The 18,646-nt window shown below is 38.7% G+C and carries 21 protein-coding genes; 20 read left to right on the forward strand and 1 reads right to left on the reverse strand.

What is annotated here, in order from left to right; all coding sequences use genetic code 11:
• Window positions 1-8 precede the first annotated feature (8 nt).
• From BN1068_RS10595 to rsmI, 7 genes are all read left to right on the forward strand, one after another.
• Window positions 9-440, forward strand: coding sequence for a YaaR family protein (locus tag BN1068_RS10595; protein ID WP_077602827.1), 432 nt, complete (start codon window positions 9-11; stop codon window positions 438-440).
• Between the two features lie 89 nt (window positions 441-529).
• Window positions 530-1,519, forward strand: a complete 990-nt coding sequence (gene holB / locus BN1068_RS10600; RefSeq protein ID WP_077602894.1) for a DNA polymerase III subunit delta' — start codon at window positions 530-532, stop codon at window positions 1,517-1,519.
• A gap of 4 nt (window positions 1,520-1,523) precedes the next feature.
• A complete protein-coding gene (locus BN1068_RS10605; protein WP_077602828.1) occupies window positions 1,524-2,351 on the forward strand; it encodes a PSP1 domain-containing protein in 828 nt (275 codons plus the stop codon).
• Between the two features lie 170 nt (window positions 2,352-2,521).
• Window positions 2,522-2,881, forward strand: coding sequence for a DNA replication initiation control protein YabA (gene yabA / locus BN1068_RS10610; protein ID WP_077602829.1), 360 nt, complete (start codon window positions 2,522-2,524; stop codon window positions 2,879-2,881).
• Between the two features lie 280 nt (window positions 2,882-3,161).
• Window positions 3,162-3,902: a tRNA1(Val) (adenine(37)-N6)-methyltransferase gene (locus BN1068_RS10615; RefSeq protein ID WP_077602830.1), complete on the forward strand. Its 741-nt coding sequence runs from the start codon at window positions 3,162-3,164 to the stop codon at window positions 3,900-3,902.
• Entirely contained in the window at window positions 3,895-4,170 is a 276-nt protein-coding gene (locus BN1068_RS10620; RefSeq protein WP_077602831.1) for a GIY-YIG nuclease family protein, read from the forward strand. The genes BN1068_RS10615 and BN1068_RS10620 overlap by 8 nt, the downstream gene beginning before the upstream one ends.
• On the forward strand, window positions 4,167-5,048 hold the full coding sequence (gene rsmI, locus BN1068_RS10625) for a 16S rRNA (cytidine(1402)-2'-O)-methyltransferase (RefSeq protein ID WP_077602832.1): 882 nt from the start codon (window positions 4,167-4,169) through the stop codon (window positions 5,046-5,048). The genes BN1068_RS10620 and rsmI overlap by 4 nt, the downstream gene beginning before the upstream one ends.
• Window positions 5,049-5,134: 86 nt before the next feature.
• Here rsmI and BN1068_RS10630 read toward each other — a convergent pair whose 3' ends face one another.
• A complete protein-coding gene (locus BN1068_RS10630; protein ID WP_077602833.1) occupies window positions 5,135-5,410 on the reverse strand; it encodes a transition state genes transcriptional regulator AbrB in 276 nt (91 codons plus the stop codon).
• Between the two features lie 778 nt (window positions 5,411-6,188).
• Between BN1068_RS10630 and metG the strand changes: the two genes are divergently transcribed.
• The 13 genes from metG (at window position 6,189) to BN1068_RS10695 (ending at window position 18,630) form a co-directional block, all read left to right on the forward strand.
• The gene (gene metG, locus BN1068_RS10635; protein WP_077602834.1) at window positions 6,189-8,204 is read left to right on the forward strand and encodes a methionine--tRNA ligase; all 2,016 of its coding nucleotides are present in this window, start codon (window positions 6,189-6,191) and stop codon (window positions 8,202-8,204) included.
• Window positions 8,205-8,301: 97 nt separating this feature from the next.
• Complete coding sequence (locus BN1068_RS10640) at window positions 8,302-9,069, forward strand: TatD family hydrolase (RefSeq protein WP_077602895.1); 768 nt, start codon at window positions 8,302-8,304, stop codon at window positions 9,067-9,069.
• Window positions 9,070-9,105: 36 nt separating this feature from the next.
• On the forward strand, window positions 9,106-9,672 hold the full coding sequence (gene rnmV / locus BN1068_RS10645; protein WP_077602835.1) for a ribonuclease M5: 567 nt from the start codon (window positions 9,106-9,108) through the stop codon (window positions 9,670-9,672).
• Window positions 9,665-10,549 (forward strand): 16S rRNA (adenine(1518)-N(6)/adenine(1519)-N(6))-dimethyltransferase RsmA, encoded by an 885-nt coding sequence (gene rsmA, locus BN1068_RS10650; RefSeq protein WP_077602836.1) that lies wholly within the window; start codon window positions 9,665-9,667, stop codon window positions 10,547-10,549. The genes rnmV and rsmA overlap by 8 nt, the downstream gene beginning before the upstream one ends.
• A 231-nt stretch (window positions 10,550-10,780) precedes the next feature.
• On the forward strand, window positions 10,781-11,656 hold the full coding sequence (gene yabG, locus BN1068_RS10655; protein WP_077602837.1) for a sporulation peptidase YabG: 876 nt from the start codon (window positions 10,781-10,783) through the stop codon (window positions 11,654-11,656).
• A gap of 310 nt (window positions 11,657-11,966) precedes the next feature.
• Window positions 11,967-12,230 (forward strand): biofilm formation stimulator Veg, encoded by a 264-nt coding sequence (gene veg / locus BN1068_RS10660; RefSeq protein WP_077602838.1) that lies wholly within the window; start codon window positions 11,967-11,969, stop codon window positions 12,228-12,230.
• A 147-nt stretch (window positions 12,231-12,377) separates the two neighbouring features.
• The gene (locus BN1068_RS10665; RefSeq protein ID WP_077602839.1) at window positions 12,378-12,554 is read left to right on the forward strand and encodes a small, acid-soluble spore protein, alpha/beta type; all 177 of its coding nucleotides are present in this window, start codon (window positions 12,378-12,380) and stop codon (window positions 12,552-12,554) included.
• A 322-nt stretch (window positions 12,555-12,876) separates the two neighbouring features.
• Window positions 12,877-13,728, forward strand: a complete 852-nt coding sequence (ispE, locus tag BN1068_RS10670) for a 4-(cytidine 5'-diphospho)-2-C-methyl-D-erythritol kinase (RefSeq protein WP_077602840.1) — start codon at window positions 12,877-12,879, stop codon at window positions 13,726-13,728.
• Between the two features lie 65 nt (window positions 13,729-13,793).
• A complete protein-coding gene (purR, locus tag BN1068_RS10675; RefSeq protein ID WP_077602841.1) occupies window positions 13,794-14,612 on the forward strand; it encodes a pur operon repressor in 819 nt (272 codons plus the stop codon).
• Between the two features lie 371 nt (window positions 14,613-14,983).
• Window positions 14,984-15,277 (forward strand): septation regulator SpoVG, encoded by a 294-nt coding sequence (gene spoVG / locus BN1068_RS10680; RefSeq protein WP_077602842.1) that lies wholly within the window; start codon window positions 14,984-14,986, stop codon window positions 15,275-15,277.
• A 474-nt stretch (window positions 15,278-15,751) separates the two neighbouring features.
• Entirely contained in the window at window positions 15,752-16,828 is a 1,077-nt protein-coding gene (locus BN1068_RS10685; protein ID WP_139344808.1) for a FecCD family ABC transporter permease, read from the forward strand.
• A gap of 3 nt (window positions 16,829-16,831) precedes the next feature.
• Window positions 16,832-17,593, forward strand: coding sequence for an ABC transporter ATP-binding protein (locus tag BN1068_RS10690; RefSeq protein WP_077602844.1), 762 nt, complete (start codon window positions 16,832-16,834; stop codon window positions 17,591-17,593).
• A 14-nt stretch (window positions 17,594-17,607) separates the two neighbouring features.
• The gene (locus BN1068_RS10695; protein ID WP_077602845.1) at window positions 17,608-18,630 is read left to right on the forward strand and encodes an ABC transporter substrate-binding protein; all 1,023 of its coding nucleotides are present in this window, start codon (window positions 17,608-17,610) and stop codon (window positions 18,628-18,630) included.
• The last annotated feature ends 16 nt before the right edge of the window (window positions 18,631-18,646 follow it).

Raw genomic sequence — 18,646 nt, forward strand, 5'->3', positions numbered from 1 at the left:
GGAGAACAATGAAAATCTCAAGCGATATATTAACACCAAGAGACGGTAATCTGAAGCGGCCTTCGCAGACAAATAATGCTTCTTTTCAAAATCTTGTTCAAACCCAATCGGAACAGCTGAAAACACAGGAATTCACACAAATGGTGAAGCAGATTACGGAGCAGGGGGATAAACTGAGCCGGTATCGTTCCTTTCGTGAGTTAGTCAAATTTAAACGAATGGTAAAAGGATTTCTAGAAAAAGCGACATCAGAAGGGTATCTTCTGGAGAAAAAACAAAGCTTTGGCATGCAGGGAAGCAGACAATTATCGACAGTGAAGATAATTGATGAAAAAATTGCCCGATTAGCAGAAGACTTAATGGATGAAGAAAAGAAAACCATTGATATTCTTGGCTTAATTGGAGAAATTAAAGGTTTATTAGTTAATATTTATACATGAGCTAAGCTCTTTAGAAGAAGGGCTTAGCCTTTCATAGAATTGATAGAATAGGTGTTTTTAAGCTCATCTTTAAAGGTGGAAGTAAAATGATGAAGACATGGGAAGAGATTGAAAAAATACAGCCTGTAGCAAGTAGGACTATTATTAATAGCATCAAGAAAAATCGTATCTCCCATGCCTATTTATTCCAAGGAGATAGAGGAACCGGCAAAAAGGAAATGGCATTACTCCTGGCAAAATATTTATTTTGCATGAATCGGCAGGGAGAAAATCCATGTAACAGCTGTATCAACTGTCAGCGAATTGACTCCGGAAATCATCCAGATATGCATTGGATTGAGCCGGATGGCGCCTCTATTAAAATAGAACAGGTACGTAATCTGCAGAAGGAATTTACGTATTCAGGACTGGAATCAAACCAGAAAGTTTATATTGTTAAGGATGCGGATACATTAACAGTCAATGCAGCCAACCGATTATTAAAATTTTTAGAGGAACCGAACGTAGAGACAACTGCGATGATGCTCACAGAAAATGGCCATGCGATGCTGTCTACTATCCGGTCACGCTGTCAGATTATCGATCTGCAGCCTCTTTCGCCAGGTGTATTACAGGAAAGATTGCAGAAAGAGGGCTTAAGTGAGACAGACGCTAAACTTTTAAGCGTATTGACAAACAGCCTGGCAGAAGCACTTGAACTTGCTCAAGATGATTGGTTTGCAGGTGCGAGAAAAATAGTGATACAATGGGTAGAAATGTATGCTACACAACCTGAGGATATTTACACATATATTCATCAAAATTGGATACCTCATTTTAAAGATAGAGAAAATCAAGAACGAGGTCTGGACTTATTAATACTAGGATTTAAAGATATCTTACATCAACATATATACACAGACGCCAATACGATACTGTTATCCAATGATCCATCTAAATTAGAAAAGATGATCATTACTTTTTCTCAAGCCCAGCTGTTAATAATCTTAAATCAGATTTTAATGGCAAAAAGAAAATTAAAGGCAAATGTTCAGCCAACATTGGTTATTGAACAACTAGCGCTTCAAATACAGAGGTGAAAAAATGTTAGAAGTTATTGGCGTACGATTTAAGAAAGCTGGTAAAATCTACTACTTCGATCCGGATTCTTATCCGGTAACTCCAGATAGCTATGTGATTGTGGAGACGGTAAGAGGGATAGAATTTGGAAAAGTAGTCATCACGGAAAAGCAGGTTGATGAAGAAGATGTAGTTTTACCATTAAAGAAAGTCATCCGGGTCGCCGGAGAAAAGGATAAGCGAACCGTTGTAGAGAATCAGGAACAGGCAAAAAAAGCCTTTGACGTATGTACCACCAAAATTAATCAACATAAACTGGATATGAATCTGGTAGATGTAGAATATACTTTTGACCGCAATAAAATTATTTTCTATTTTACAGCTGACGGAAGAGTAGACTTCCGGAACCTTGTAAAGGATCTTGCATCTATGTTCAAAACACGTATTGAACTTAGACAAATCGGCGTCAGGGATGAAGCGAAAATGCTGGGCGGAATTGGTCCATGCGGCCGTATGCTCTGCTGCTCCACCTTCTTAGGAGACTTTGAACCGGTGTCTATCAAAATGGCAAAGGATCAAAATCTTTCTTTAAACCCGGCAAAAATATCCGGTCTTTGCGGAAGGTTAATGTGCTGCTTAAAATATGAAAATGATGCCTACGAAACAGCAAAAAGAGATTTACCTGACATCGGAGAAACATTGCCGACACCTCACGGAAAAGGAAAAGTTGTCGGTTTAAATATATTAGAAAAAATGATTCAAATTGAGCTCTTAGATAAAGAACGTGTTGTGGAGTATACATTAGATGAATTAATTGAAGAAGGAATTGTAATGAGTGTTCAAAAGGGCTGATAAAAAGGACCGAGAAGTTCGAGGCAGCGCAGTTTTGAGTAGCGGAACGTATGTAGTTTAATACGTGAGCAACGGAAAAGCAAGCTAACGAAGAAATTCGATGTGTCATTTTTATTAGACATTTTAAACATCATATTGTAGCACAAGTCACAGAATAGAGGTGATCATTCTTGGGAAACAGAGAAATATTTGATCAAGTTTCCGATATGGAGAAGCAAATTGGTGAATTATATGAGCAGTTAGGTGATTTAAAAGGAAAGCTAAGTGATTTACTTGAAGAAAATCATCGGTTAGCTCACGAAAATCACCATTTGCGAAATCACCTAGATAACTTTACAGAGGAATCTGTGGAAAACCAGGAAGAAAAAGGCGATTCTAAACAACAAAAGGGCATCTTTCCAGGAGAAGGCTATGATAATTTAGCCCGATTATATGAAGAAGGTTTCCATATATGCAGTTTGGAATTCGGCAGTCCGAGAAGAAATGAAGATTGTATTTTCTGCCTGGATTTCTTTGATAAAACGAAATAAATGTATCGTATTGGGTGCTGTCTTCCTATGGAGGCAGCTCTTTTTATGGTAAGCTTTAAGTGCGTGTTCAAAAAGGCCGATAAATAGGACCAAGAAGTTCAAGGCGATGAGCTCTTTACGAGCGGAGCGTATGCTTTATAATACGTGAGTAACGCTCTTGGTGGGGCGAGTAATCGCAGTCCCATCGGAAAAAGCTCGTCAACAAAGAAATTCGCCGTGTCATCTTTATTGGACTTTTTGAACATCCTCTTTAATGAGAAGATGAGGATGTGATGAACCTATGACCGATTTATATGATGATGAGCGCCTGGATTATTTGCTGGCAGATGAAACGATGAAAATTATACAAAGTCCGACTGCTTTTGCTTTTTCATTGGATGCTGTATTATTAGCTCATTTTAGTTCAATCCCTAAAAAAAGAGGAAAGATTCTTGATTTATGTACGGGAAATGGTGTCATTCCTTTACTGCTTTCTAAAAGGACAAGTGCTGAAATAATTGGTGTTGAGATTCAACAACGCATTTTTCAGATGGCTCAACGAAATGTCACTTTAAATGATTTAAGTCATCAATTACGAATGATTCATGGAGACCTGAAGGAGATGCAGACAACGCTTGATCAAAGTTCATTTGATATGGTTACTGTGAACCCGCCATATTTTAAAACACCATCAGCTGCGGAGCATAATCAAAATGAATACCTCACTATTGCCAGACATGAACTTTACTGCTCCTTGGAGGATGTTGTGAAAGCCTGTAAGCTTTATGTCAGGCCAGGCGGAAAAGTAGCTATGGTGCATCGCCCCGGACGTTTAGTTGATATTATAGAACAATTTAGAAAGTATCGTATTGAACCGAAGCGTATACAATTTGTTTATCCAAAACAGGGAAAGGAAGCGAATATGCTTTTAGTCGAGGGGATTCGTGATGGAAAGGCGGATGTGAAGATTCTGCCGCCATTCTATATTTATGAACACGACGGTTCTTATACAAAACAGGCAGAGGAAGTTATATATGGCTAGCGGAGAACACTTGGTATATGTTTTAAAATGTCACGATGGGACATTATATACAGGATATACGAATGATTTAAAGCATCGGCTTCGTATGCATGAAGAGGGAAAAGGGGCAAAATATACAAGAGGCAGGGGCCCATTCGAAATTATCTATACATATGAATTTGAAAGTAAATCAGATGCTATGCGTGAGGAATATAGAATAAAAAAATTATCCCGCGGAGAGAAACTGGCACTGATCCAGGCCAATAAGAAAGGAACGTGCAATGAATGAATATCCAAAATAGCTATCAGCCTGAGGAGCATGCAGCATTATACGTTGTACCGACACCTATCGGAAACCTGGAGGATATGACTTTTCGGGCTATCCGGATTTTAAAGGAATGTAAGCTGATTGCCGCGGAGGACACCAGAAATACGAAAAAGCTGCTTCATTATTTTGAGATTCATACCCCTCTTATCAGTTATCATGAACATAACCATCACGAAAGAGAAAAACAGCTTTTAGATAAGATACGGAATGGTGAGTCGATAGCTGTTGTGAGTGATGCCGGAATGCCTGCGATTTCTGATCCAGGCTCAGAGCTGGTTCAGGCAGCTATCAGGGAAGGCCTGGATGTCATTGTTTTACCGGGAGCAAATGCAGCACTTGTTGCACTGGTCGGATCAGGTTTACCCGCACAAACTTTTACATTTTACGGTTTTCTTCCCAGGAAGAAAAAAGATAAGAAAGAAACGCTTGAGAAATTGAAAAATTTGAATGCTACTTTAATTTTTTATGAGTCGCCTTATCGAATAAAGGATACTTTGGAAACCATGGAGGGTATTTTAGGTAATAGACAAGCGGCTATAGGTAGAGAAATCTCCAAGAAATTTGAAGAATTTGTTAGAGGAACCATACAAGAACTTTTTTCATGGAGTAAGAAAAATGAAATGCGTGGAGAGTTTGTAATTGTCATAGAAGGGCAAACGGAGACATCTTTCGACAATATTCAACAGGAATCGAGCTGGTGGGAAGCTTTATCCGTGAAAGAGCATGTAGAAGCATTAATGAAAAATGATGATTTATCCAGCAAGGAAGCAATTAAGCAGGCAGCAATGGAACGAAAATTACCAAAAAGAGAAGTCTATCAGAGTTACCATATTGAATAGCAGCTTCCATAATATTTATGAATACGAAAAAGGGATGATCTCTTCTATATACAGAGATCATCCCTTTTTCGCCTTTTAAACAGCTATTATTTAAAACGGTTTTGAATTTCTTCCAGCAAAATTTTAGCGCCTTCAGGGCTTAGAATAAGGTTTCCATCAGCTAAAGTCTGGTTCTCATCCGTTAATTCCCCAGTAATCTGACAAGTCATGTTTGGACGATATTTCTTCAATACAATGCGATCGTTATCGACGTAGATTTCCATTGTATCCTTTTCTTTAATATCCAGTGTACGGCGTAATTCGATAGGAATAACCACGCGGCCAAGCTCGTCAACTTTACGTACAATACCAGTAGATTTCATTTCTTCATTCCCCCAAAAAGTAGATTTAGTAGCGTTTTTCCGAATAAACGAAGGGTACATTTTTCAAATAATGAGATAAATTGAAAAAAATGTCGCTGTTCATCGTTGTTAATAACATTAGAATAGCAACAATATTTGGTATTGTCAATACAATTTTACTGTAAAAGGAAAAGTTTTATCTCTTTTTTATAAATATTCAGGTTTTTGTTAAATTTCTATCGTGGTCAAGTAAGAAAGTATCATTTTTTGTGAATTAATTTCTAAGGATATTGATATTTTTCCTTGTATGGAAGGAAAAAATAACCGCAGAAAATTCGACATAAAACGAAATTATCCATAAAGAACAAGTGAATAGGTACACAATTTGGCAAATTACGATATAATAGCTACAATGGAAGTTGACATTTTTGTATTTACAGTGTGATATCATAAAAAATATATAGAATAGCCAATCAATAAGAGATAATTGTGAATCTTTTACGGATGAGACGGCAATGCTTGTTTCAAAGCATGTATCATCTTTACAGGTGTATAGCTAATATAAGGTTTTTTTAAATATAAGTTGAAATAGTAAATTACACCTTCTTGTTTATCATATTAGAAATGAGTAAATTATGATTATTAATAGTAACTAGCGGAAGAAAAACACGGAGACTCCTATGGGAAAGCGCAGTGTTTTTCTGGGACCTAAGAGTACTCACCCCATGAAACCCGCTGGAGCGGCAGCTTTAAATCTTCAATTCAACTTAAACAGGAAAAAATTTAGGAGGCATAACGGATGGGAAGCAAAAACACTTTTTACATTACAACGCCAATTTATTATCCAAGCGGGAAATTACATATTGGCAACGCGTATACAACAATAGCTTGTGATACGATGGCGAGATATAAGCGCATGCTCGGATTTGATGTGTTCTATTTAACAGGAAGTGATGAACACGGACAAAAGATAGAGCAGAAAGCAGCTGAAAAGAATATATCACCGCAGCAATATGTAGATGAGATGGCAGCTGGTATGCAGGACTTATGGAAGACACTTGAAATAAGTAATGATAAATTTATTCGCACAACAGATGAACAGCACCAAAAAGTTGTGGCGGATATTTTTGAGCGTTTTCTAAAACAGGGTGATATCTATCTGGATGAATATGAAGGCTGGTATTCTGTTCCTGATGAAACCTTCTATACTGAAACACAGCTTGTAGATATTGAGAAAGATGAAAATGGAAAAATTATCGGCGGGAAATCACCGGATAGTGGACATCCAGTTGAGTTGATTAAAGAAGAATCTTATTTCTTCCGCATGAGTAAATATGCAGACCAATTATTGAAGTATTATGAGGAACATCCTGACTTTATCCAGCCGGAATCCCGTAAAAATGAAATGATTAATAACTTTATTAAACCAGGTCTTGAAGACTTGGCAGTATCCCGTACCACATTCAGCTGGGGAATTAAGGTTCCGAGTAATCCGAAGCATGTTATTTATGTTTGGATTGACGCATTGGCTAACTATATTACAGCCTTGGGATATGGCACAGATGATGACGCTGATTTCAAAAAATACTGGCCTGCAGATGTACACATGGTTGGAAAGGAAATTGTCCGTTTCCATACTATTTATTGGCCAATCATGTTGATTGCACTGGACCTTCCGCTTCCTAAAAAAGTTTTCGGGCATGGCTGGTTACTGATGAAGGATGGAAAAATGTCGAAGTCCAAAGGAAATGTTGTCTATCCGGAAATGCTTGTGGAGCGTTATGGTTTAGATGCTTTGCGCTACTATTTAATGAGAGAAGTTGCTTTTGGCAGTGACGGTGTCTTTACTCCTGAAGACTTTATTTCCAGAGTGAATTATGATTTAGCCAATGATTTAGGAAACTTATTGAATCGTACTGTAGCAATGATTAACAAATATTTTGACGGAAAGGTTCCTGCTATTAATGGTGTCATTAACAAGGAAGATGCTGATTTACAAAAAACCGCAGCATCTGTTATCCAAGCTTACCAGGAAGCTATGGATCAAATGGAGTTTAGTGACGCATTGAAAAAAGTGTGGATGCTGATTTCCAGAGCAAATAAATATATTGATGAAACACAGCCTTGGATTCTTGCTAAGGACGAAGAAAAACGTACTGAATTAGCGAGTGTTATGGCACATCTGGCAGAAACTTTACGCGTAGCTGCAACGATGCTGCAGCCTTGTTTGACACATGCACCAAAGAAAATAATTGAACAGCTTGGTTTAGACGAAGAAAGTGGATTATCTTGGGAGAAGATTCAATTTGGCAATTTCCCGGAAAATATTACTGTTGTGAAAAAAGGAAAACCAATTTTTCCTCGTTTAGACGTCGAGGAAGAAGTAGAATATATCCGTTCACAAATGGGCGGAGCTGCTGCATCTGATGAGGAAGAAGAAAAAGAATGGGATCCAACTGAAACAGAGCTTGTTTCTACCAAAGAAAGCCAAATTAAATATGATGTATTTGATAAAGTAGAGCTGAGGGTAGCAGAAGTGAAAGCCTGCAGTAAAGTAGAAGGCGCAGATAAGCTGCTGAAATTCCGCCTCGATGCAGGGGATGAAGCTGATCGGCAAATTTTATCCGGAATTGCGGAGTACTACCCGGAACCGGAAAAACTGATTGGTAAAAAGGTTGTTATTGTGGCTAATCTGAAGCCGCGGAAAATGCGTGGTGAAATAAGCCAGGGAATGATTCTTTCTGCAGAAAAAGACGGGAAATTAGAAATTGTTCCGGCACCGGAAAGTGTTCCAAACGGTTCACCAATTTCTTAAAATAGTGGATGATTTCTACTGAATAAATGGTATAGGAGCTGTCATCATGTCAGCTCCTTCCTTTTCGATATAAGGGAGATAAAAAAGGATGGTTAAGATGTTATTTGACACACATGTTCATTTAAACGCCAGACAGTTTGCTGAAGACAGGGAAGAGACAATCCAGCGGGCAAGAGAGGCTGGTGTGGAGTATATGGTTGTTGTAGGCTTTGATCATGAGACGATACCGCTGGCTATTGAAATTGCAGAACAGAACGAAAATATTTATGCAGCAGTCGGCTGGCATCCCGTTGATGCCATTGATATGACGGATAAAGAGCTGGAATGGATTGAAGAATTGAGTGCGCATCCTAAAGTGGTGGCAATTGGTGAAATGGGATTGGATTATCATTGGGATAAGTCCCCAAAGGGTGTGCAGAAGAAGGTCTTCCGTCAGCAAATAGCGCTTGCTAAAAAAGTGAATATGCCTATTATTATTCATAACCGGGAAGCAACGGAGGACATTATAACTATCCTGCAGGAAGAGAAAGCAGAGGAAATTGGCGGTATTATGCACTGTTACAATGATTCTGCCCGTTACGTACAGACCTGCCTTGATATGAATTTTTATATTTCATTAGGCGGACCGGTCACGTTTAAAAATGCTCCATTACCGAAGGAAGTAGCGAAGCAGGTGCCTTTAGACCGTCTGCTTATTGAAACAGATGCTCCATTTCTGGCGCCTCATCCATATCGCGGAAAGAGAAATGAACCGGCTTATGTCGCACGGGTAGCAGAGGATATCGCTGCGTTACGTGAGATGGATGTGGATGAAATTGGAAAAATAACAACAGAAAACGCAAAAAGATTTTTTAAAATTAAATGATTCCTTAGGGTTTTAGAACAAAGTGGAGGAAATCGATTGAAAATAAAAGAAATGATAGTTGTAGAAGGACGAGATGACACGACACGTGTTCAGCTTGCTGTAGATGCCGATACAATTGAGACAAATGGTTCAGCAGTGAATAAAACCACTCTCGATAAAATCCGTCATGCAAAGGAAAAACGTGGAGTTATTATTTTTACCGATCCTGATTACCCGGGGGAGCGGATCAGACACTTAATCAACCAGGCTGTACCTGGCTGTAAGCATGCTTTTTTAAGAAGAGATCAGGCAAAAGCAAAGCATTCCGAAAATAAGAGCTTGGGAATTGAACATGCTTCTGTGGAGGATATTCAAAGGGCGCTGGAGGATGTTTATGAGCTTGCAGATTTTTCGGATAGTGAAATTACCAAAGAAGACCTTATCCATTACGGATTAATCGGAGGTAAAATGGCTTCTGGACGCAGAAAACGTCTTGGTGAGCTTTTGCATATTGGTCATACTAATGGAAAGCAGCTTTTAAAGCGCCTTACCCAATTTCAAATCTCCAGAGAACAATTTAAAGAAGCTGTTGAGCTTATAGAGCAGGAGGAGAAAGATGCCTAAAAAATATATTGCAACGCCGTCGAGAACAAAAGAACTGCTGAATAAATATGGTTTTGCATTTAAGAAAAGCTTAGGGCAAAATTTCTTAATTGATGTGAACGTATTAGAAAATATTATTCGTCAGGCAGGAATTACAAAGGAAACAGGAGCAATTGAAATTGGCCCTGGAATGGGTGCTCTGACGGAACAATTAGCTATTCATGCAGATCGGGTAGTTGCTTTTGAAATTGATCAGCGTCTCTTGCCTATTTTAGAGGAGACTTTAGCGGACTATGATAATGTTGAAGTTATTCTTGAGGATATTTTAAAAGCGGATGTAGATGAGGTAATTAAAACACATTTCGGGGAAGACCAGGATATTCATGTCGTTGCAAACCTTCCTTATTACATCACGACGCCCATTCTTATGAAGCTTGTCCGTGACCGGCTTCCAGTTACAAGTCTTACAGTAATGATTCAAAAAGAAGTAGCGGATAGAATGGCAGCTGTACCAAATACAAAAAGCTACGGCTCTCTCAGTATTGCTATACAATACTATACTGAAGCCAAGGTTGTTCTGAACGTGCCGAAGCAGGTATTTATGCCGCAGCCTAATGTAGATTCAAGTGTTCTGAAGCTTGTGATGCGCAAGGAACCGCCTGTTCAGGTGGATAATGAAGACTTTTTCTTTGAACTTATTCAAGCAAGTTTTGCGCAGAGAAGAAAAACACTTCGGAATAACCTGAACAGATTCTTACAAGAAAAATTAGAAAAACATCAGGTGGAAATACTCCTTGAAGAAGCGTCAATTGATGGCGGCAGACGCGGCGAAACATTGACAATAGAGGAATTTGCCGCCTTAGCTAATAAAGTTTATAGAGAGCTCTCAAAAAGCTAATCAGAAGGTGATATCTTCTGATTAGCTTTTTATGCAGGATTCTCATACTATACAAGAGAAAAGGAACAGAGCTGCACTTATTTTCATACAATGAGAAAGAAATAAAGTGAAACTCATTCAGTTGAACCAATCGGGCTTATACCGGCAGTTGATGCCTGGAACACCTTAAGAATCCTTGTAAGGGATATCTTGCTGCCGGTTAAACTGCGATTAAAGGTGAGAGGTGCAGTGATGGATATACAGAATGGAGCGTTAGTAACAAGGAAATCATATAATCACGACTTATTATTTCGTGTGGCAGAAATAAAAAAAGGAGTAGCTATACTTCATGGTGAGGAGCTAAGGTTAAAAGCGGATGCATCACTATCCGACTTAACCTTAGTAGATCAGCGGGAGCATAAAAAAAGAAAAGCAGCAGATAGAGAAAAACAGGAATTTTCCTATCGTTTATTTCGTCAGGACTATCAAATGATGAAAGAAAAAAGGAATTATGAAGCAACAGAGGGTTATACAGAAGCCGCAAATTATTTTCAATTACCTGCAAAAGTGCTTCATATAGACGGAGATCCATCCTACTTAAGAAAATGTATCCAATTATATCAGCGTATTGGACTTCAAGTACATGGTGTTCATTTAACGGAGACAGAGATGCCATTCCAAATAAAAGATTTACTGGATAAAATCCAGCCGGATATCATGGTAATCACTGGGCATGATGCTTATTCACATAATAAAGGAATGAAGCAAGATTTAAGTGCCTATCGCCATTCGAAATATTTTGTAGAAGCAGTACGGGAAGCGAGAAGTAATTATCCTAATCTGGATCAGCTTGTTATTTTTGCCGGAGCTTGTCAATCACATTTTGAGTCATTAATTCGTGCCGGAGCAAATTTTGCCAGTTCGCCATCCAGAGTCAACATTCATGCACTGGATCCGGTTTATATTGTTGCAAAGGTAGCATATACCTCGTTTATGGAAAGCGTATCCGTCTGGGAAGCACTCCGTAATACATTAACTGGAGAGAAAGGATTAGGAGGCGTACAAACAAGAGGATTATTACGAACAGGCATGCCTTACCTGGCCCATGAAAATGAAGAGGAAATATAATATGAAATAATGCTTAGAAAAGGGAGTTATTGGGTTAATCAGCATGCCTTTGCTCCTCCTTCTTTCCGCTGGAATCAAAATAATAATTAGATCATTCAGATTAATTATTTTTTAATTATTTTTATAAAATCAGCCCATTATGCTTTTTTTTGTGACAATTTATGTATAAAAATAAAGATACGACAAATAATATCAGAAATAGACATGAATAATAGTTGACAAGTAAAAACATATGCTGATATAATTATAATTTTTATTTGACTTTTCATCGGCATATATGTTAAAATAAGTATATGTGAGGTGGAGTGTAGTGGGCAAAACGTTGATCGAAATTAAGCAAGGTCTAGATGGTCAGGTAGGTAAACGGTTAAAGCTCAGAGCGAATGGTGGAAGACGGAAAACCGTTGAAAGATGCGGTGTTCTTGCGGAGACATATCCCTCTGTTTTCATTGTTGAGCTTGATCAGGACGAGAATGCATTCGAACGTGTTTCATACAGCTATACAGACATATTGACAGAAACGGTAGAGCTGAACTTCGTTGAAGGAAGTTCAGCGATGATTTTTAAACAGTAGACAAGTACCTGGTCTACTGTTTTTTTATACAAAAAAGGGCAGGAAATGGGTTTCCTGGTTAATACTTGTGCGGGTGAAAAAAGTAAAAATACATAAGCTATGATTGCCGATCGAGAAATATATTCATTCGTAAAGGGGAGCTTTTACATGGGTAGACGAGGGATTATGTCCACACAGATGAAAGAAGAAATAGCGAAAGAATTAGGATTTTACGATACGGTACAGCAGGAAGGCTGGGGAGGAATAAAAGCCCGTGATGCCGGAAATATGGTAAAAAGGGCGATAGAGATGGCAGAGGAAAGTATGAGAAAAAGCGAGTCCTAAAACAGGGCTCGCTTTTTTTATAAGAAAAACGAACAATGACGAAACATTCCAGCTTGTGATTATTTCCTTATTCCTTTGAAACCTGTCGGTGTTTGAGTAATCGCCTTCCGCACGTTCCTAATACCCTGCTTATATCCATAGTACTAAAATCATTCATCCAGTTTATATGACCAAAAGTACTTTGCAGATTCCATACCTTTTCATACAAGATTAGCCTCAGTGTTTTGATTATGATACAATATAATATATTTTTAAGGGACGTATATATGATTTTAAATAGGTGAACGAACGAATTTCCGACGCTTTGAGGATGTGAATAAAGATGCTTGTAATGGAAAAGGCACCTGCTAAGATAAATTTGTCATTAGACGTGTTAAATAAGCGAGAAGACGGATATCATGATATTGAAATGGTAATGACAACGATAGACTTGGCAGATCGTATAGAATTGCGGGAATTACCTGCAGATAAAATTCAACTATCGTTGGAAAGCCGTTATGTTCCGAGCGATGAAAGAAATTTAGCATATCAAGCAGCGGTTTTATTTAAGGAGACATATAAAATAAAAAAAGGTGTCCACATCCGAATTGATAAATCGATTCCTGTTTCAGCAGGATTAGCTGGCGGCAGTGCTGATGCAGCAGCGGTGTTACGAGGACTTAATCGATTATGGGGCCTGAATATTCCATTAGCTGAATTAGCTGACCTGGGATCTGATTTGGGGGCGGATATTGCTTTTTGTGTTTATAGTAAAACAGCCATAGCTAAAGGGTATGGTGAGTGCATTGAACTTTTACCCCCGCCCCCTACCTGCTGGGTTATACTTGCCAGACCGGATCTGGGCGTATCTTCTTATACTGTATTTGATCAAATTAAAATTCCTGAATTAAAGCACCCGAGTACAAAGCAGATTCTCGAAGCTTTGCATGAAAAGGATTTTTCCAAGCTGTGTAATCATCTGGGAAATGCCTTGGAGCCCATTACTTTTTCTATGCATCCAGAGGTTGCGAGGCTGAAGGAAGCTATGCAGCTTGCGGGTGCAGAAGGTGTGATGATGAGCGGCAGCGGGCCAACGGTGTTTGGGTTATTGAAGCATCATCGAAAGGCACTCCGGATATATAACAGCATGCGAGGCTTTTGTAATGACGTGCAATTAATCCGAATGTTGGGATAAGCATTGCTAAAATTCATATGAAAATGCTATATTATATTAAGAACATTCGGATTTGAGGTGTGATTTTGAAAAGAAGTAATCGATTGGTTGTGTTAACAGAGTATTTTTTAGAAAACCCGAGGAAACATATTCAATTGCCTTACTTTGTAGAGCTTTGTGATACAACAAAGTCGTCGATAAGTGAGGATTTAGATATTATACATGAAGTATTTGAAAATAAAGGTCTAGGGTATTTAGAGAGAACTACTGGTGCAGGCGGAGGAGTAAAATATATTCCTACAAGCTCAGCTGAAGCCAGTAAGGAATTTATATCGTCCCTTCAAAAAAAGCTGGAAGACCCTTCCAGGATTCTTCCTGGAGGATATCTGTATATGAGTGATATTCTTGGTGATCCGATTCTGGTGCGGGAAATCGGCCGTGTTTTTGCTTCGTGCTTTGCCCATTTAAAGATTGATGCCATCGTAACAGTCGCAACAAAAGGAATTCCTTTAGCGTATGCAACAGCATCTTTTTTAAATGTTCCTGTTATTATAGCGCGCAGAGACCCAAAAGTAACAGAAGGGTCATCTGTAAGCATCAATTACGTTTCCGGATCATCCCGAAAAATACAGACAATGGTACTGCCGAAACGAAGCTTGCCTGATGGAGCCAATGTATGTATTATTGATGATTTTATGAAAGCCGGAGGAACCATTACAGGTATAAAGAGCCTTTTAGAAGAGTTTTCTGCTACAGTACAAGCTGTCGGTGTATTGGCAGAAGCAGATGATGAAGAAGACGAAAGAGTAATTACAGATTATATTTCATTATTAAAAATTTCTCCGGTTGATATACAGAATCATCGCGTTTCTGTACAGCCTGGAAATTATCAAATGGAATCTTAATATAAAAATGTCAGATAAAAAACAGATCTTCAACTGTCTATCAATCAGATGAGGATCTGTTTTTATTTTTGAATGAGCGCGGATCGGCAGAAAGTGAAATTTGTTTCTGGTGCTTATGATCGTTTTTTTATTTAATTAAAAGCTGTTATTCCTCTTAAAAGCCCAAAAATTTGATTATATTCGTCTCTGTAAGAAAAAGGTGGATAATAATGACTAGATATGTCGAAAGGAAATATAATTATAGGTATACGGAAGAGTAAATTTAAAATATTTTATTTTTTTGGTATTTTTAAGAAGGATTTTTGTAATTTATGTTGAAGTACATAAGTATGAATAATGATTTTTGATTAGGACAAAGGTGGTGAAACATCATGGAGGTAACAGACGTAAGATTACGCCGCGTAAAAACAGATGGAAGGATGCAGGCTATTGCTTCAATCACATTAGACAATGAATTTGTAGTCCATGATATCCGTGTCATTGACGGGAATAATGGACTATTCGTTGCGATGCCTTCGAAGCGGACGCCAGATGGGGAGTTCCGAGATATTGCTCACCCAATTAATTCCGGAACACGCTCAAAAATTCAAGAGGCTGTTTTAGGGGAGTATCAACGTGAAAAAGAAGAGGGATTAGACTATAAAGAAGAAGCAGGCGTTTCCTGAAGTGACTTTAGAGGGCAGTTAGACGAGAAGGCAGAAATTTAATAAAGATTTGCCTTCTTTTTCATTTATCGCTAAATAAGAAAGCAATTGATATGGAAGTAATAAGTAATAAATTCAGAAAAAGCTGAGGTTTCATGGAGTAAAAAAATGAAGCCTCAGCTTTTTCTGTTTGCAATTATTTTTCATATCGATCCCACCAGAAACTACCCCCATAAAAGAAGCTGTTTTCTCCATCTTAAACAACTTTTCTATATCAGGTTTCCAATTACATGCTCAAATCAGGATTGAATATTATGCAAGGACCGGGACTGCAGTATAAAAAGCCTGATCTTTCCATATAAAATTTGGGAAAATATATCCTATTCAAATGAATATATAAAAAAACAGATTGCCAAAATAGAATCCTTAATCTATAATTGAAAATGATTATCATTATCAATTGCGTTGATGTGAGCAGGAGGTGAAAATTTGAATATGGAAAAAGGCAGCAGTGTCAGGCAAAAGCAAATTTTTTATGTGTTTGTATTATTTTTCCTTCTCTGTGCTATCGCAATTACTGCAGTTTATTCTGTCTCCATTGGACAGGTTTCCATTCCGTTTCAACAATCCATGCAGATTGTACTACATACCATTACTAACGGGCATTTGGGATCTTTAGACCAGGTGGAGAGTGATTCGTATACCAACATTATTATGCAGGTGCGTATGCCTCGTGTTGTCTTCGCCTTACTCATTGGTATGGGACTTTCTTTGTGCGGCGTGGTAATGCAGGCTATCGTGCAGAACCCGCTGGCTGACCCCTACATACTAGGGATTTCCTCAGGAGGTTCATTGGGAGCTACCTTTGCTATTCTTGTGGGATTTGGCAGCGGAACTGTTCTGGCACAGTTCGGTGTGGCATTTGGTGCATTTGCCGGAGCGATGGCTACTTCTATTCTTGTTCTTGTATTGTCAAGTATTGGCGGTAAGGTGACTTCCATAAAATTAGTATTATCCGGCGTCGTTATCGGTGCTCTGTGCAGTTCGTTATCAAGCCTGGTTATTTTCTTCGCTAATGACGCAGAAGGAATCAAGAGTGTGACTTTCTGGACAATGGGAAGCCTGGCATCCTCAAGCTGGAGCAAGGTACCAATTATGGCGATTGTTGTGCTGGCAGGCTGTTTTCTTTTCCTTTTCCAACATCGCGTCTTGAATACGATGTTGTTAGGTGACGAATCAGCGATTACCTTGGGGATTAACCTAAGTGTATTTCGTAAGCTATATATGATTATCGCAGCGTTGATTACGGGTACGATGGTCGCCTACTCTGGAATGATAGGGTTTGTCGGATTGATTATTCCGCATATATGCAGAGGGTTATTCGGTTCAGATCATAAACGGTTAATGCCGGCATCACTGCTCTTCGGCGGTCTCTTCCTTATGTGGGCAGATGTACTGTCAAGAGTGCTGGTAGCAAATGTAGAGCTCCCTATTGGGATACTCACTTCGGTGATCGGTTGCCCGTTGTTTATCTATATGATTGTAAAAAAAGGCTATAACTTTGGAGGGTAGGATATGCAGCTGATAGTAGAAAGCTTGGAGACAAAATTGGGAAAAAAGGAAATTGTTAAAAACATCTCGCTGCTCGTCGAAAATCAGAAGTTTGTCGGTGTGGTCGGTCCAAATGGCTGCGGAAAATCAACCATGCTGAAGAGCATTTATAAAAGCCTCCCTACACATAAAGGGACAGTCGTGTTAGGAGATATGGATGTTTTAAAAACATCTCAAAAGAAAATTTCCCAAAAGCTTGGTGTGGTTGGTCAATTTAACGAAATGTATTTTGATTTAACGGTTGAGCAAATGGTGCTGCTGGGAAGGACACCTCATAAGAAATTGCTGGAGGTGGATAATCAGGCGGATATAGATATTGTGGAAAATGCGCTGAAGCAAACCAACCTGCTGGATTATAAGGACAGAAGTTATTTGTCCTTATCCGGCGGAGAAAAGCAGCGAACGATTTTGGCCCGCACGATTGCACAACAGCCGCAATTTATGATTCTGGATGAACCGACCAATCATCTCGATATTCGTTATCAGCTGGAAATTTTGCAATGTGTTAAAAAATTGAATATAGGCATTCTGGCTGCTTTGCATGATTTAGAGACCGCAGCTCAATATTGCGATTATCTTTATGCAATGAAGGACGGCAGGATCTATACTTCTGGAACACCAGAAGAAGTATTAACACCAGAAACGATCAGTGAATTATATCAAATCAAATGTGAGACATATAAAAATCCGATAACGAATCAGCTTGGATTTGTTTATCAAATATAACAGGAGGCCGGAACATGAAAAAATATTTACTTTTATTGACAGTTTTTTCTGTCATCACTATATTAGCTGCTTGTGGCAATGATACACAAGGTGACGCAGCAAAAAAAGAGAAGGAAGCGGAGGGTTACCCGGTAACAATCGAGAACTATTCTCTGCCTGAAGGAAGTTCAGCTTGGGAAGAAAAGGATCAAGTTTTTGAACAGGCTCCTGAACGGGTGATGGCAAATACAAGACCGGCAGCTGAGCTGTTACTGCATTTAGGCTTAAAGGATAAAATCGCAGGGGTTGGCGCCAGCTTTGGTGCACCAGATCCAACTGTAGAAGACGATTATAATGACTTGAACATTTTAAGTGATTCTTATGTAGGCAAAGAGGTTGCCTTAGGAACAGATCCGGATTTGGTCTTTGGCCGCGGCGGCTTGTTTGCAAATGATGATTGGGGCGTTGGAACGGTAGATTCCTTAAATGAAATGGATATGAATACCTATGTGCTGGAATCTTCCATAGATGGAGCAACCTATGAATCTATCTATAAAGATATTGAGAACTTAGGAAAGATTTTTAACGTCCAGGAAGAGGCAGAAGCTTTCAGCTCGCAATTAAAGGAACAGGAACAGTCTATCATTGATAATTTATCGAGTATTGAAGAAAACAAAACATTTGTTTATTTACACATGACAGATCCGAATGAGGTCTCTGTATATGCTGCAGGCGGGGAAAATTTCTTTAATGATGTATTTAGTAAAATAAAGCTTACAAATGCCTTTGAGGGTGAAACAGGAGAGGTAAGTATTGAAACATTAATTGAAACAGATCCGGATGTATTAATTATACCGGCTTGGGTAGACAGTGATCCTGAAAATGCAGAAAAGATAAAAGAAGGCTTATATAATAATCCGAAGCTATCCAGTATGAAAGCCATTCAGAACGAACAAGTGTATGCGGTAGATTACAACTATATGTTTGGATACAGCTATAATGCGCTCGATGGGATGGAAATACTGGCGGAAGAAATGTATCCGGAATTATTTAAATAGATTTGTCTGAAAAAGG

The sequence above is a fragment of the Oceanobacillus sojae genome (assembly GCF_900162665.1).
Classification (GTDB): domain Bacteria; phylum Bacillota; class Bacilli; order Bacillales; family Amphibacillaceae; genus Oceanobacillus; species Oceanobacillus sojae_A.